Raw genomic sequence first — 16176 nt, forward strand, 5'->3', positions numbered from 1 at the left:
TTGCTCCCTGTATTCATCCGCCGCGCGGATCTGTCGAGGGTCGTGCAGCCTGGAGGTGATGGCTGGAACCGATAAACATATACATCGCCGGCACCATGAACAGCGTCAGCAGGGTGCCGATAGACAGCCCGGCGAAGATCACCAGCCCCATGTCATGGCGCCCTGCAGCCCCGGCACCGGAAGCCCAGACCAGCGGCACCACGCCCAGTACCATCGCGGCCGTGGTCATCAGGATCGGCCGCAGACGCACGCCGGCGGCTTCCTCAATGGCCTCACGCTTGCTGCGGCCTGCGCGTTGCAGTTCATTGGCAAATTGCACGATCAGGATCCCGTGCTTGGTGATCAGCCCCAGCAGCGTCACCAGGCCCACCTGGGTGTACACATTGATCGAGGCAAAGCCCATGGTAATAAAGGCCAGCGCACCAAACAGTGCCGGCGGCACCGAGAACAGAATGACCACCGGATCGCGGAAGCTTTCGAACTGGAAGGCCAGGGCCAGGTAGACGATTAATATCGAGAACAGCAGCAAGCCGACAAAGCCGCCGGACTCTTGCATGAACTGACGCGATTCGCCGGAAAAGTCCGAGGTGTAACCCGAGGGCGCAATATCGTTCAGGATAGTGTTGAGCCTGGCCAGCAACTCGCCCTGGGCCACACCGCTGACGCCCGAGAGGGTCGCCGAGTTCAACTGCTGGAAGTGATTGATCGACTCGGGTTGTGTCGAGGTCTCGATATGCGCCACCGTGCGCGCCGGGATCATCACACCGGCGGGCGTACGGATGTAGTAATCGAGAATCTGCTCGGGGTTGAGCCGGTCAACCTGCAGTACTTGCGGGATGACTTTGTATGAGCGTCCGGCGGTCGAGAAGTAATTGACGTAGTTGCCACCCAATGCAGCTGACAGGGCTGCGCCGACATCTGCCTGGGTCATGCCCAGTGCGGCAATTTTTTCCCGGTCGACCACCAGTCTGGCCTGCGGTTTGTCCAGTTTCAGGTCCATGTCGGCAAACCAGAACAGCTGTTGCTTCTGGGCTTCGGCCATCACGGCCTGAGCCACTTCATTGAGGCTTTCTACCGAGTCGGTGGTGGTGATCACAAACTGCACCGGCAATCCCTGGGCGCCCGGTAACGAAGGCAATGGGAAGGCAGCGACGGTGGCCCCCGGCACCTGATTCCATTTTTGCTGAAGATCGAAGATCAGCTCAGCCTGGGAGCGTGTGCGTTCGCTCCAGGGCTTGAGCAAGACCCCGCCCAGGCCCTGATTGAGGGCGGGCAGCCCGGTCAGCTGGAACATCTGCGCGTATTCAGGCTCCTTGCTGGCGATCTGAAACGCCTGGTCGGCAATGCGCTCCATCTGTTGCGGTGCAGCTGTCGGCGGGCCTTTGATCATCATGAATACCAGCCCTTGGTCTTCGGTCGGTGACAGTTCGCTTTTGGCGGTCATGCCACTGGCGGCGACCAGTACAAACAGGACAAAGCCAAAGGTCACCAGCACCGGCCAGATATCCAGACCGGCTGACAAAACGCGATGGTAACGCCCGCGCAGCCAGTCAAAACACTGATCGAGCCGGCGCGCGAAGCGACCTTCATCCTGCCCGGGTTGCAACAGCCGGGAGGTCATCATCGGTGACAGCGTCATGGCCACCACTGCCGATACCGTTACCGCACCGGCCAGGGAAAAACAGAACTCCTTGAACAACTCCTTGAACAGTGCCCCCGTCAAGCCGCTGCGCAGCCCGATCGGCACATAGGCGGCAATCAGCACCACCGTCATCGCGATGATCGGGCCGCCCAGTTCACGCGCCGCCATCAACGCGGCTTCAAATACACTTTTGCCTTGTTCCTTGATATGCCGGTCGACGTTTTCCACCACGATAATCGCGTCGTCCACCACCAGACCAATGGCCAGAACCAATGCAAGCAAGGTCAGCAGGTTGATCGAGTAACCCAGCAGATACATGACAAAGAAGGTGCCGACCAGCGACAGCGGTATCGCCACCAGTGGCACTATCACCGCGCGGAATGAGCCGAGGAACAGGTAGATGACCACCGACACTATGACCATTGCTTCCACCAGGGTCTTGACCACCTCGACAATCGAAGTATTGATGAACGCTGTGGAGTCATAAACGATTTCGCCGCGCACGCCTGCAGGCAATTGCGCTTGCAGTTCGGGGAAGGCGTCGCGCACGCTGCTGGCAACGCTGAGGATATTGGCATTGGGCGCGGCTTTGATACCGACAAACACCGAACGTTTGCCGGAAAACGCCACGCTGCTGTCGTAGCTTTCTGCACCCAGGGTCACAGTGGCGACATCTTCCAGGTACACCAGGGCATCGTCGTTGTTCTTGATCACCAGCCGCTTGAATTCATCCACCGTGTGCAAGTCGGTTCCGGCCGTCAGGTCTACCGTGACCATTTGCCCGCGGGTTGAACCCACGGCAGACAGGTAGTTGTTGTTGGCCAGCGCCGCGACTACGTCCTGGGCGGTGACGTTATGGGCCGCCAGTTTGTCCGGGTCCAGCCAGGCACGCAGGGCGAACTGGCGCCCACCGAGGATTTCTGCGGTTTGCACGCCCTGGATCGAGTCGAGCTTGGGTTTGACCACCCGCACCAGATAATCGGTGATGTTATTGGTGGGCAGGGTGTCGCTGTAGAACCCCAGGTACATGGCATCCGTGGTTTGCCCCACCGCAACCGACAGCACCGGTTCCTGGGCCTGGGCCGGTAGCTGGTTCTTGACCGAGTTGACCTGGGTGTTGATCTCGGTCAGGGCCTTGCTGGCGTCGAAGTTCAGCCGCAGCGTGGCGGTAATGGTCGAGACCCCGGTAATACTCGACGAAGACAGATAATCGATGCCCTGGGCCTGGGCGATCGCCGACTCCAGTGGCTGGGTGATAAACCCGGCAACTGTGGCTGCATCGGCGCCGTAGTAGGCGGTAGTAATAGTGACCACCGCATTTTCGGTTCGCGGCCATTGGTTGACCGGCAATTCGAAGATCGAACGTAGCCCCAGGATCAGGATAAACAGCGAAACCACTACGGCCCAGACCGGGCGCTGGATAAAGGTATCGGTGAGCTTCATGGGTCACCTTTAATGTTCTTGAGGCGTTGGCGCCGCATCGTTGAGCGGCGCAGCACTGTTGTCGATCTGCACCGGCGAGCCATTTTTGAGTTTCATCTGACCACTGGTGATCAACAGGTCGCCTTCCTTCACACCGGACAGGATGGCGACCTGATCGCCACGGGTCGGTCCGGTCTTGATAAAGGTCTGTTGCGCCGTGAGAACGTCTTCACCCTTGTCGTTCTTGCTCGACAGCGCGATAAAAACGGTGGTGCCGTAGGGGTTATAGGTGACGGCTGTCTGTGGCACGGTCAGGTAGCGCAGCACCGCCCCCGAGTCGACAACTGCGCGGGCAAACATGCCGGGCACCAGGTTTTTCCCGGGGTTGGCAACGCTGGCTTCGACCGTGACGTTACGCGTGGTCGGGTCGAAGCGGGTGTCTATGGTGCTGACGCGCCCCGTGAATGTCTGGTTGGAGAGGCCGTCGTCGGTCACCGATACTTTTTGGCCGACAGCAATGGCTTCCAGTTGGGTCTGGGGCACGTTGAAGTCGATATAGATGGGGTCGAAGGTTTGCAACGTGGCGATTTTGTCACCGGGGTTGAGGTATTGCCCGGGGTTGACAGCAGTAATGCCTATACGCCCGGCAAAGGGCGCACGAATGGTTTTTTGCGCCACCAGCGCCCGCTGCTGTTCTGCGGCGGCCAGTTTGGCTTTGAGGTCTGCGTTGTCGGTGTCCACTTGCGCCTGGGACACGGCGTTGACCGCCAGTTGTGCGCGGTCACGCTTGAGGACGATGGCGGCCAGGTCCGCCGTGGCTTCCAGCGAATGGAGCAGGGCGATGTCCGAATCAGCATTCAATTGAACCAGCAGCGCCTGTGCTGCCACTTCCTGGCCCGGTGTAAAACCGATGCTGCGCACAATGCCACCCGCTTCGGTGGTCACATCGACCCCGCGCACGGCTTTTATCGAGCCCACGGCGGTCACCGTCGGCTGCCAGTCGTCGAACGGTACTTGCATGGCGGTGACGACGGCGGCGGGCAAGGGCTGCTTTGCCTGGGCAATCATGGCTGAGATCTGCGCGAACTTGACCCCGGCAATGATCGCGACAATCACCAGCACCACCCCGATCATGATAAGCATCGGCCGCCACAGCCTGCGCCTTGCAGTGGGTTGCGCGAGTGAGTCGTTGTTGACGTCAGCCATGGTTGTTCTCGCTGTTTCAATGGTATTCAGTCGAGCCGCGTGGGTTTGGCGGGCGCGGTCTTGTTGTGACTCGGCATGAGTTCTTGCCAGGTCGGCAAGCCGAATCGGTCAGGGCGGCCCTGGGGGTCAGGGTCGCTGCGGTTCCACCAGCCGCCGCCCAGAGCCTGGAACAGCGCTGCGGTATCGCTGTAGCGCACGGCCTGGGCCTGGACCCGGGTGAGCACGGTGTTCTGGTAGGTTTGCTGCGCCGTGAGCAAGTTGATATAAGCCACCGCTCCCAGGCGATACTGCGCCTGCACCAGGGCAAGGCTGGCCTGGGCGGACTGCTCCGCAGCCACTTGCTGCTTGAGCGCCTCGGCATCGGCCTCCAGCGCCCTGAGCGCGTTGGCCACATCCTGGAATGCGGCAAGCACCGTACCGCGGTACTGCGCCGCCGACTGGTCATACGCCGCAACCGCCGCCCGTTTTCGGTGTTCAAGCGCACCGGCATCGAACAGCGGTTGGGCAATTGCCCCGGCCAGGCTCCATACACCCGAGCCTGCGGAAAACAGCGTGCTGCCGCTGGCTACCGTGGAACCCAATGAACCGGTAATGCTGAACTGTGGCAACTGATTGGCCACCGCCACGCCAATATTGGCACTGGCCTCATGCAGTTGCGCCTGAGCGGAGCGCACATCCGGACGCTGTTCGACGATTGCCGAGGGCAGACTCACTGGCAATTCTTGCGGCAGATGCAGGGACGCCAGGTTGAAACGCTCGCCCTTGTCCTGATTGGGGAACCTGCCCAGGTAGGCCATCAACTGGTTCCGGGTTTGCGCCAACTGCTTTTGCAAGGGCGCCAGAGTAGCGCGGGTTTGCGCCAGGGCAGTTTGCTGGGTCAATACATCGGTATCGGCAATGGCACCGAGGCGCCGCTGCGCCTGCAGCAGGTCGAGCTGGTCGCTCTGTAGCTGGATGATTTGCCCGGTCGCCGCAATCTGATCGCGCAGGGACGCCAGGCTGACGGCGGTATTGACCACATTGGTGGATAGCGTGAGGTAGGTGGCCTCAAGCTGAAAACGCTGGTACTCGGCTTGCGCCGTGGACGACTCGATCTGCCGCCGCGTACCGCCGAAGACATCCGGCGCATAGGACACGCTCAGTGACGCGGAGCTGAGTGTGAGAATCGGCGACGACGCCGTACCGGATGTGGTCCCGGAGACTTTCTGGCGGGTTTTCGACAAATTGCCGTTCAGGACGGGAAACAAGGAAGCCTGATCGACATACACCTGCTCATTGGCCTGGCGCAATGCTGCTTGCGCGGCGCTGATATCCGGGTTGGCGCGCAAGGCCTCTTCCACCAGGGCGTTCAATTCCGGCGAGCGGAACACTGTCCACCATTGCCCGGGTATATCCATGCCGGCAATCAGGCGTTGCGCAGCGCCGCCAGCGTCGATATCGGCCCGGGCGGTGGTCGTGAGGTTGTGCGTGGAGTAACCGGCATCCGCAGCGACTTCGGGACGAACAAAGTCAGGCCCCAGGGTACAACCTGCGAGGGCAATGAACAGCAGACTCAGCGGCAAGCACCGTTGCATCCGACAGCCCTCCTGAAAGGGCAGGTAGTGACGGGATTCAAGTCACGTTGGCAGTTGGACTGAACGTTAATCCAAGCGCGGGACAACCGCAACCAGAGGAAACCTTCGCCCTCGGCGGGGTGTACAGGTTACGGGGGCACTCTGGCTTACTCGTCCACTTGGACGAGGCGCTTGCACGCAGGATCGGGCTAGCTTTCGCTCAGGGTGTTGTGCGGGCCCTTGTTCAGTTGAGGAGGCATCAATGAGTTGTGCAATTTCTTGCGCTGATGGTCTGGCAGCCCTGTTGCTTGAGCAGAAAGCCGCGTTCAACGCTCAGGGCGCAGTCAGCGCTGCGCAGCGCCGGGCGCGAATCCAGCGGGTAATCGACATACTGGTGGACCACCACCTGGCGCTGGCCGAGGCGATGGATGCCGACTTTGGCGGTCGCCCCCGGGGGTTCTCATTGATGAACGATGTGCTGGGGGCACTGGGCTCGCTCAAGCACGCCCGGGACCACCTCGAAAGCTGGATGCAGGATGAACCGCGACAGGTCTTCAGCCCCTATGATCAGCTCGGTGCCCAGGCATGGGTGATGTACCAGCCCAAGGGCACCGTGGGCATTCTGGGGACCTGGAACGCGCCGCTGTACACACTGCTCAGCCCGCTGGCTTCGGCGCTGGCGGCAGGTAACCGGGCGATCCTCAAGCCCTCGGAGGTGGTACCGCGCACTGCCGCGCTGGTTGCCAGGCTGTTTGCCGAACTGTTCGACCCGCTGGAAGTGGGGGTGGTCACCGGCGGCGCCGACCTGGCCCAGGCTTTTACTGCGCAACCCTTTGATCACCTGGTGTTTACCGGCAGTACCGCCGTGGCCCGCTCGGTGATGGGTAATGCAGCGCAAAACCTGGTGCCGGTGACACTGGAACTGGGCGGTAAATCGCCAGTGATCGTTGCCCGCAGCGCGGATCTGGCCACGGCGGCCTTTCGCATTGCTCTGTCCAAGACCACCAACAGCGGTCAGGTCTGCATCAACCCGGACCTGGTCTACGTTGCCCGTGAGCAGCTTGAGGCGTTTATCAATGCCTTTGCTGGCGCTTACCGCGGGTTCATCCCCGAGGTAAGCGACAACCCGGATGTAGTTGCCGTGGTCAACCCACAACATCTGGCCCGGGTGGAAAATCTGGTTGACCAGGCCCGTCAGGCCGGTGCCCGGGTGATAAGCCTGCCCTATGCGCAAGCGGTCGATATGCAAAACCGTCGGCGCCCGCTGCAACTGGTTATCGACCCGCCTCAAGACAGCTTGATCATGCACGAAGAGATCTTCGGCCCGGCCATGGTCGTGCTGCCCTACGACGAGGTCGACCAGGTGATTGCGCATATCAATGACCGGCCACGGCCACTGGCCCTCTACTACTTTGGCAACGATGCCCTTGAACAGCGTCATGTGCTGGAGCACACCTTGTCCGGTGGCGTCACCCTCAATGACGTGATGATGCATGCCGCCTTGCATGATGCTCCGTTCGGCGGTATCGGCGGCTCGGGCATGGGCCATTACCACGGCCGTGAAGGGTTCCTTGAGTTCAGCCACCTGCGCACCGTTCTCAAGGCACCCGACCACGACCCGCGCGGCGAATGGGGCTTGCTGCCGCCTTATAGCGAGCATTTCGAGGCGGCAATGCTGGCGCAGATCACTCGGGATTGATCCTGGCAGACGGTTGTTTTGTTCGTCCATACAGACGAAGCGGCGGGGCGCAGACAGCCTTAGAGTGAGCCGCACACAAGCACGTTTTCTAACAGTCTGGAGGCGCGTCCCCATGTTTGTCGATCTCACCCCTGAACAGCATGCATTGCGACTCAAGGTCCGGGACTATTTCCAGAACCTGATGACCCCCGAGCTGCGCCAGCAGATGCGCGGTACCGAAGGTGGCGAGCTGTTTCGCCGCACCATCGCGCAAATCGGTCGCGATGGCTGGCTGGCGGTAGGCTGGCCCAAGGCCTATGGCGGGCAGGGTTATGGCCCGACCGAGCAATTGATTTTCTTTGAAGAAGCCAATATCGCCGGCGCGCCACTGCCATTCGTGACCATCAGTACCGTTGGCCCGGCGCTGATGGCCCACGGCTCGGCGTTGCAAAAGGATAAATTCCTGCCAGGGATCGCCGCCGGGGACATCAACTTCGCCATCGGTTACTCCGAAGCCAGTGCTGGCAGCGATCTGGCGGTATTGAAAACCGCCGCCCGTGAAGATGCCGACGGTTTTGTGGTCAATGGCAGCAAGCTCTGGACCTCGGGCGCCGATGCGGCCGATTTCATCTGGCTGGCGGCCCGTACCGACCCCGAGCAGGCGCGTCACAAGGGCATTTCGATCCTGATTCTCGACACCCGTGCCCAAGGGTTTTCCAGCACCCTGATCCCGACCTCCGGCAACCCTACGGCGGCCACCTATTACGACAATGTGCGGGTGCCACGCAACATGCTGGTGGGTGAGCTGCATGGCGGCTGGAAACTGATCACGGCTCAGCTCAACCACGAACGCCTGGGCCTGGGGGCCTGGTCCGACAAAGTGGTCAGCCTGTTCAACCGCGTCTATCTGTGGGCACGTTGCGCCGATGAGCAGGGCCACCGCGCCACTGATGTGGCCTGGGTCAAGCGTGATCTGGCCGAGTGTTATGCCCGGCTTGAAGCCATGCGCCTGATCAATTTCCGGATTGCCGCCGACCTTGAACGTGACCGTGTGGACGTCGCACTGGCCTCGACCACCAAGGTCTACGGCTCGGAGTCGGCGATCGAGATCCTGCGCAAGCTGTCAGCCATCCTGGGTGCCAGTGGCCTGACCCGGGCCGGTTCGGCAGCGGCTTATCTGCTTGGCGAGCTGGAATATGAGGTGCGGGCATCGGTCAACCTGACCTTTGGCGGTGGCACCAATGAGATCCAGCGCGAGCTGATTGCCCAGTTCGGCCTGGGCATGCCGCGCACACAACGCTGAGTTACGCAGTGGCCCCAATATCGGAGATAAGGATGAACGATTTCAACAACGCAACCCTGCTGTCCAGTGCCGAACGCGCAGTTGTGCCACGGGAGCAGACGCAGGCAATTCTCGATTTGCGGGCCGCCGCCAGTGCCCGGATCAAACCGGCCGATCGCTACACCCTTGCCGATCGCCTCGAAGAGCAGGCGCAGCGTCACGGCGAACGGCCCTTTATCATTTATGGCGAACAGCGTCTCAGTTTCGCCCTGATCAATGCCCGCGCCGACCGTTTGGCCCATGTCCTGTATGCCCGCGGCCTGCGTCCGGGTGATGTCTGCGCCCTGGCGATGGAGAACCGCCCGGAGTTTTTCTGTTGCTGGTTCGCCCTGGCCAAGCTCGGCGTGGTGGCGGGTTTCGTCAATACCCAGGTCAGCGGCCGGCCACTGGTGCACGCGCTGCAGGCGATCGATGCCAAGGCCATGCTGGTCGGCGAAGAGGTGCTGGGCAATGTGCTTGCCACTCAAGGCTTGCCACCGCTGCCCTTATGGCTGGTAGCGGATACCGAGCAGCCATGGACCGGGGCCATGCCGTCACAGGTCGATACCGGACTGGCTCAAGCACTGGCCACAGCCCCCGCCATGCCATTCCCTCGTGATGTGCGCGCCGACCTGAGAGCCGAGAGCCCGTGCCTGCTGATCTTTACCTCGGGCACCACCGGCCTGCCGAAAGCGGCGCGTTATAGCCATATGCGCTGGATGTCGACCGGTGACATCATGGAAATCACCCTGCAAACCACCGCCCATGACGTGTTTTACTGCTGCTTGCCGCTGTATCACGGTGCAGCCGCCACGTCCGTGACGTCCACCGCGCTGAAAACCGGTGCAACCATTGTGGTACGGCGCAAATTCAGTGTCCGTGAGTTCTGGAACGATGTGCGCAAGCATCATGTGAGCGTGTTCCAGTACATCGGTGAAATCTGCCGCTATCTGCTCAACCAGCCCGAGGTGGCCGGTGAACGTGACCACGGTCTGCGCTGCATGCTCGGCGCCGGGTTGACCCGCGAAAGCTGGCAGAACTGGCTGCGCCGTTTCGGGCCGATCCAAGTGTTTGAAGGCTGGGGCTCCACCGAGTCCAACACCAATGTGGTCAATGTCGACAATTATCTGGGGGCTTGCGGCCGTGTGCCGTACTGGGAAAAGAGCAACTTGCGCCTGGTGCGCTATGACGTTGAAACCGACAGCCACCCACGGGACGAAAATGGCTTCTACCAGCTGTGCGAGGCGGGCGAGGTGGGTGAGGCCCTGGGTTTTATCATCAACCATCCCGACATCGGCGGCGGGCGTTTCGAGGGTTATACCTCAGCCGAGGCGACTGCCAGCAAGATTCGTCGCAATGTGTTCAGCCAGGGCGATGCCTACTGGAGTTCAGGTGACCTGCTGCGTTTTGACAAGGACGGCTACCTGTATTTTATCGACCGCATTGGCGACACTTTCCGCTGGAAAAGTGAAAACGTTTCCACCCTTGAGGTGGCGGCTGCGCTGGGCGACTTCGAAGGCCTTGAGCTGATCAACATTTATGGCGTGCAAGTACCCGGGCAGGAGGGGCGCGCCGGTATGGCGGCGGTGTTGATGCAGCCGGGCCGCCGCTTCGACCCGCAGGCGTTCTATGCATTGACCGAAACGCGCTTGCCGCGTTACGCCGCCCCGGTGTTCGTACGGGTATCGGCAGCGGCTGACCTGACCAGTACCTTCAAGTTGCGCAAGGTCGACCTGCAACGTCAGGGCTATGCCCCTGCAGCATTCAGCGACCCGCTGTTTATCCGTGATGACAGCAGCCGCAGCTATGTGCCGTACAGCGCACAGGTGCTGGAGCGCATTGGCCTGGCCGCTTTTGTCGGGGACACCAGCCAGTGACCGGTCGGCCTGCGGGGCAGGTCTTCTGCACGATGCCCCGCATACCGTTTACAGCGACTGTCGGTAAACCTCAGTCAGGCACGACATAACAATAACAACGGGCAGGGCCCAGGCGGTGTCCCGTGAGGAGAGGGCGATGGATAATAGCGGCTTGAGTGTTCAGACCCTGGCAGACATGGGCTTGAACCTGACCGAGTATGACAGCCTTATCGGCGAGTTTTACGACGGCTCGCTGGAGCCCAGGCTGATGGCCAAGACCCTGCGCCATGTGCGCAATCTGTACCAGGCCAACTATGTCATCCTGATCTTGCGCGTCCCCGAGCAACCTGACCTGGGCCTGATGATCGTAGTGGGTGACATTGAGCGCGAAGGCGAGGTGAGTTACTGGGCCTACCCACAAGCGCTCACGCCATTCAACAACCCGCCAATGGACCGGGTGTTCACTGTCGACGACCTGATGAGTGAGGAACAGTGGACCCGCTCGGCTTACTTCAAGACCTATGGCACCGTGCACGACACCTACCACATCATGGCTGCCGATATTTCCACGCCTGATGGCGGCAAGCTGCGCTTTCGCATTACCCGGCCAAAATCCGCGCCCAACTTCAGTGCCAGTGAACGCAGCCTGTGTGGCATGTTCATACCGCATTTGCGCCGTGCCATGCATGTGCACAACCTGATCGACCGCAGCGAGTCGATGACCGAGCTGTACTCGCAGGCGATCAGTCGCCTGTCGGTGGCCACCATTGTGCTGGATCAACAGGGCAAGGTCCTGAGCCTGAACCCGATGGCCAGCGAACTGCTGGAGCAGGCAGACGGCCTCAAACTGGTTGGCGGACACCTTGAGGCGATTTACCCCAGCGACAATCGCGAACTGCAGCGCCTGGTCCGCAACGCCTTTACCCGTGACACCGGCAATGTGCAGGAAGGCACGCAGGCTGAAGCCATGTCAGTCTCCAGGCCCTCGGGGCAGATCAACCTGGGGGTGGTGGTCGAGGCCATTGCGACCCAGGACTGGGCCGAGGGCAAAGGCACCCCAGGGGTGGTGGTATACATCCGCGACGCTGCAGGACGGTCCATGGCCAGCGAAACCCTGACCAAGCAGCTGTTCAACCTGACCCGGGCTGAAACCGCCCTGGCGATGGAACTGGCCAATGGCCTGTCCCTGGAAGAAGCCGCCGAGGCGTTGAATGTGCGTCGTAATACTGCAAGGGCACACCTGCGCTCGATTTTCTCGAAGACCGGTGTGCGCCGCCAGACCGAACTGGTGCGCATCATCCTCAACAGTGTGGTTGCCCTGGGCAAGCCAGGGCTGGCGTTATTGCCCGGCGCCAAGGCCAGCAGAAAAAAAACCGGATTGACGCAAAACAGTGCCTGAAAGCAGGCATTGTTAGTCCATGCGAAGGATGAGGACGGCAGCGGGTTCGGTGAAAATCCAGCGGGCATAGGATCGGGGATTTTCACACGAGGACAATAACAATGACCAAACTCGCTGCAATCAATGTTGACAGTATTCTGGCACCTCGCTTTGGCCGGGGCTGGCATTGCCTGGGTGATGCGGCCGACTACCGTGATGGCCAGCTCCATACACTGAATATTTTCGGCACACGCTTGCTGGCGTTTGCCACGGCCAGTGGCGAGATCAGCGTGATCGATGCCCATTGCCCGCACATGGGCGCCGATCTGTCACAAGGCACCCTGGAAAACGACCGGGTTGTGTGCCCCTTTCACCATTGGCAATACGACGCCAGTGGCAAGTGCGTCGAGATTCCATATTGCAAGCGCATCCCGCCCAAGGCCAAAACCCGCCGCTGGTTGACCTGTGAAGAAAACAACCTGCTGTTCGTGTGGAACAACCCTGAGGGCAAGGCCCCGGCAGACAATGTGGTGATCCCGCATTTGCCGGAGCAGGACAGCGATGAATGGCTGCATGACTGGCACATGGACAAACTGGTCATTGAGACCAATCCCCGGGAACTGGTCGACAACCTCGCGGACGCCCAGCACTTCGGCCCGGTGCATGGCACGCCGACCAAGTACTTCGCGAATATTTTCGAAGGCCATATTGCCCAGCAGATTTTCCACGGCGACTCGGACCGGCTGGGCGGGGACCTGGTTGCCGAGTCTGCCTATTACGGCCCGGCGACGCATTTTACCCGCATGCGCGCAGTGTTCGAGGGCATGGAAATTCACTCGATCCTGCTCAACTGCCACGTCCCGATCGACGCCAACAGTTTCGAGCTGCGTTTTGGTTGCATGGTGAAAAAGATCCCGGGCTGGAGCGAAGAGCAGAGCAGGGCGCTGGCCCAGGATTATGTGCTGCGTAATCGCGATGCTTTCTATCAGGACGTGGTGATCTGGCAGCACAAGATCCGGGTCGACAAACCGGTGCTGGCTGAAGGTGATGGTCCGGTCTATCAACTGCGCGACTGGTACGCCCAGTTCTTTATGGACGAAGACAGCGTGCCGGCATCGACTGCCGGGCGCAGTGAAATCATCACCGTCGACCATCGCTGATCAACTCCGGGCAGGAACGCGCAATGAACATGAGTGGCCGCAAGACAATGGCGATCATGCTGGCCGCCAGCTTCGCCTCGACCATTGGCGGCTTGCCGTTCAATACCTTGCCGATCCTGCTTGGCTCGATGGTTGACAGCCTGGGCTTCAGTGTCGAACGGGTCGGCCTGCTGGGTGCCGTTTGTTTTGCCGGCTACCTGCTGGGCACCCTGATGGCCGTCGTGCTGATCGACCGTTTGAACTGGCGCTGGCTGACGCTGGGCTGCGCCACTGGCGCGGCTGCAGCGTACTGGATGACGTCATGGCTGCCCGCCACGGCGCAGTTGCCGTTGTGGGCGCTGATTGGCTTTTTTGCCGCACTCATGACCTGCCTGGGCATGCGTATCATGGGCGAAATGGCCAACAAAGAGCGCGCCCTGGGCTTGCGCCTGGGCATTGAATTGGGGTTGGTGGCAGCCGTGTTATTCGCGCTGCCTTCGCTGGTCATCGCGTATTTCCACTACACCGGTGCCGTAGTAATGCTCGCAGCGATCATCCTGCTGCTGAGCCTCAGTGCCCTGGCATTGCCCAGGCGCGAGGACTTTATCGGAAGAGACACACCACCGCGGGATGGTTCGGTGTTGTCACGTTTTCAATTACCGCCAGCGGCTTATGCCGCGCTGGGGTTTTTCTTCCTGTTCGGCGCCGGGCAAATCGGCCTGTGGGCTTTCCTGGAGCGACTGGGCCATGGCCTGGCACTGCAACCGGGCGAACTGGGTATCGTTTTTGCCGTATTGAAACTGCTGGGAGGGGCCGCAGCACTAACTCTGGCCGCGGTCGGTGACCGCCTGGGCGTACGCGTGCCGCATCTCATCGTCATGCTGGTGCTGGGCACCGGGCTGTTGTTGCTGGGCAATGCCGAAGGCTTTGTGATGTATGCCGCGGGCGCATGGATCTGGGAAGTAGGTTTCACCTGGGGCTGCGTTTATCAGACAGCAGCAATTGCACGGCTGGACCGTAGTGGCCGCTCGATCATGCTGATCCCCGGCGCGTTTGCCTTGAGCTCCATGGCCGGGCCGGCACTGGCCGGGCAACTGGTGGGTCAGGGTTACACGATGCTGTTGTGGATAGCCGCTGCCTGTGCCGTGATTCCGGTACTGGCGTTCACCTGTTTGCTGGCCCGACGCTTGGATGGGGAGGGTGTTGCGGTCGAGCGGGTGGTGGTGGCGGTGTGAAACGCGATGATTGCTGGTTGGCGGCTTTGGCTGCAGCGGCTGTAAGCCTGTAATTTTCAGGCCCGTTGGTACCTATTCAGGTTAGAGTGCTCATCAATGAATCAATTGTTAAGTGAAGAATGAACCGTGCGCTGTTTGTTTCTCTGGATGGGCCCAAGGGCGCTGGAAAAACCACACTGCTGGAGGCCGTCACCAAAGCTCTGAGGGCAGACAACAAAAAGGTGATCCGGCTTTGCGAGAAAAAAAGCGATCCCTATCGAGGTGAAACAATGGCCCTCGTCAACAAACTCGTCAGAAATCCCGGCCGGGAATTAGAGTTGCGGGTTTGTGAACGCCTTGCTGACAGCCGTACCTGGATATCCCGGCACGTATTGGCTAAGCAGCCACCCGACAGCATCATCCTGATTGATCGCTGGTACCCCTCTGATGCCGCATTTCGCCGGATAATCCCGTTTGCAGAGATTCTGCAGTTGAACATTGATCGAAACGTGCAAGTCCCGGACCTGCATGTCGGGGTTGTCACCGACCCTGATATTTCATGGGCGAGGGCAGCGGCCCGCTCGCGAGGGCTGAACAGTACGGTGATCCATAAGCTGGAAGAACATGTTGCCTGTACCCAGGCGTTCGAGCGGGCGATTGCAGATCACGGCTGGGTTTTATGCCGTAATGAAGGAACCATCGAAGACGCAACGATGCAGGTGATTTCGCAGATCCATAGAGTGCTTCGATAGCCCGGTATTCACCGAAAGCAACTATTTGCAGTTGCCTGCCTTTCGATATCCTGCTGCCTGAGCCTCAGATTCGGAGTCAAAGGTTACTTGGTTTTTCGCTGACACCTGGCCATAACCAGGGCACCCCATCGAGAGGTGGTAAAGCTGGCTTTTGCGGTTACCAATGATCGAACTCACGCCACTCGCGCTCGCCAGGATCGGCTGTGCGGGTACACGAGTGGGTTGAGCAGGAATGGCACCGACTACCCCCTCACCGACGGTCTTGTACCCTTGCGTCCAGCGACGATCACCGGTTACGAAAGGATTGGAGTGCCCCATGATTGCTGCAATGCGGCGATCTCGCTCTTTCTCCCAGGGCGAAACCGGATATTGCTTGTCCCAGGCCATCAGTAGCTGTTGCTGCTGACGAGACATGTTCAGTTTATATCTGTCGAACATGTAAAAAGTTGTCCTCGCGACCAGGCCTTTGACCTCGTCACGCGGCTCCGCAGCACGTTGATTGAAATCAACCCGCGTCTTGCATTGCCCATATTGCGGCGCTACCCCGGTGGCCATGCCGTAGTTGAAATTACTACGGTCGCCGTTCACCTCGCCAACAGAGGGGTAGAGGTTGAACAGATCGGCTTCCATCGCCCGGAATACGGGATCATCATCCACACAATGTTCTCGACCACCGTTCTTCCAGCATTGACGTTGGTTACCGAATGTCCAGGCAGGAACAATGTGTTCCCATTCAGTGCGTTGCGCGCGACTCTGTTGTTTCCTGGTTTGAAGGCCGCAAGACTCCGCATCAATACGGCCCCCCGACTTGCCTACCCATGTCCATTTGCAGCCGCAATACAGCTCGCCCATGGCACTGTTCGCTTGGTCGAGGTAGATCTTCTGCTTTGCGATGACCTTTGCTTCGGAAAATGTCGATGGAGGGCTTGAAAAGGCGGGGGTAATTACCGAGAGGGTCAGCGCTACTACAGAAAACAGTTTTTTCATTGGACAGCTTAAGCGATTGATAGGAAAC

The 16176-nt window shown here is 60.2% G+C and carries 11 protein-coding genes; 7 read left to right on the forward strand and 4 right to left on the reverse strand.

Features of this window, described 5'->3' with window-relative positions:
• Nucleotides 1–13: 13 nt before the first annotated feature.
• The 3 genes from GHO42_RS05805 to GHO42_RS05815 all read right to left on the reverse strand — a co-directional run bounded on the left by GHO42_RS05805 (nucleotide 14) and on the right by GHO42_RS05815 (nucleotide 5844).
• The gene (locus GHO42_RS05805) at nucleotides 14–3085 is read right to left on the reverse strand and encodes an efflux RND transporter permease subunit (RefSeq protein WP_153326041.1); all 3072 of its coding nucleotides are present in this window, start codon (nucleotides 3083–3085) and stop codon (nucleotides 14–16) included.
• Nucleotides 3086–3094: 9 nt separating this feature from the next.
• Nucleotides 3095–4207, reverse strand: a complete 1113-nt coding sequence (locus tag GHO42_RS05810; protein ID WP_178114903.1) for an efflux RND transporter periplasmic adaptor subunit — start codon at nucleotides 4205–4207, stop codon at nucleotides 3095–3097.
• An 89-nt stretch (nucleotides 4208–4296) separates the two neighbouring features.
• Nucleotides 4297–5844 carry an efflux transporter outer membrane subunit gene (locus GHO42_RS05815; protein WP_133144616.1) on the reverse strand — a complete coding sequence of 516 codons (1548 nt, stop codon included), beginning with the start codon at nucleotides 5842–5844 and terminating at the stop codon, nucleotides 4297–4299.
• A gap of 241 nt (nucleotides 5845–6085) precedes the next feature.
• On the opposite strand from GHO42_RS05815, the gene GHO42_RS05820 reads away from it, so the two are divergent.
• The 7 genes from GHO42_RS05820 to GHO42_RS05850 all read left to right on the forward strand — a co-directional run bounded on the left by GHO42_RS05820 (nucleotide 6086) and on the right by GHO42_RS05850 (nucleotide 15161).
• Complete coding sequence (locus GHO42_RS05820) at nucleotides 6086–7522, forward strand: coniferyl aldehyde dehydrogenase (protein ID WP_095019932.1); 1437 nt, start codon at nucleotides 6086–6088, stop codon at nucleotides 7520–7522.
• Nucleotides 7523–7634: 112 nt separating this feature from the next.
• On the forward strand, nucleotides 7635–8804 hold the full coding sequence (locus GHO42_RS05825; protein WP_095000232.1) for an acyl-CoA dehydrogenase family protein: 1170 nt from the start codon (nucleotides 7635–7637) through the stop codon (nucleotides 8802–8804).
• Between the two features lie 32 nt (nucleotides 8805–8836).
• Nucleotides 8837–10699, forward strand: coding sequence for a long-chain-acyl-CoA synthetase (locus GHO42_RS05830; protein ID WP_133144617.1), 1863 nt, complete (start codon nucleotides 8837–8839; stop codon nucleotides 10697–10699).
• 136 nt (nucleotides 10700–10835) lie between these two features.
• Nucleotides 10836–12077, forward strand: coding sequence for a LuxR C-terminal-related transcriptional regulator (locus GHO42_RS05835; protein ID WP_133144618.1), 1242 nt, complete (start codon nucleotides 10836–10838; stop codon nucleotides 12075–12077).
• Between the two features lie 101 nt (nucleotides 12078–12178).
• A complete protein-coding gene (locus GHO42_RS05840) occupies nucleotides 12179–13216 on the forward strand; it encodes a Rieske 2Fe-2S domain-containing protein (RefSeq protein ID WP_095000229.1) in 1038 nt (345 codons plus the stop codon).
• Between the two features lie 23 nt (nucleotides 13217–13239).
• Nucleotides 13240–14430, forward strand: a complete 1191-nt coding sequence (locus GHO42_RS05845; protein WP_095000228.1) for an MFS transporter — start codon at nucleotides 13240–13242, stop codon at nucleotides 14428–14430.
• Nucleotides 14431–14549: 119 nt separating this feature from the next.
• The gene (locus tag GHO42_RS05850) at nucleotides 14550–15161 is read left to right on the forward strand and encodes a dTMP kinase (RefSeq protein ID WP_095019163.1); all 612 of its coding nucleotides are present in this window, start codon (nucleotides 14550–14552) and stop codon (nucleotides 15159–15161) included.
• 21 nt (nucleotides 15162–15182) lie between these two features.
• On the opposite strand, the gene GHO42_RS05855 is transcribed toward GHO42_RS05850, so the two are convergent.
• Nucleotides 15183–16148, reverse strand: coding sequence for an endonuclease (locus tag GHO42_RS05855; protein ID WP_095038801.1), 966 nt, complete (start codon nucleotides 16146–16148; stop codon nucleotides 15183–15185).
• Between the last annotated feature and the right edge of the window lie 28 nt (nucleotides 16149–16176).

Source organism: Pseudomonas sp. FSL R10-0056, assembly GCF_009600105.1.
Classification (GTDB): domain Bacteria; phylum Pseudomonadota; class Gammaproteobacteria; order Pseudomonadales; family Pseudomonadaceae; genus Aquipseudomonas; species Aquipseudomonas bubulae.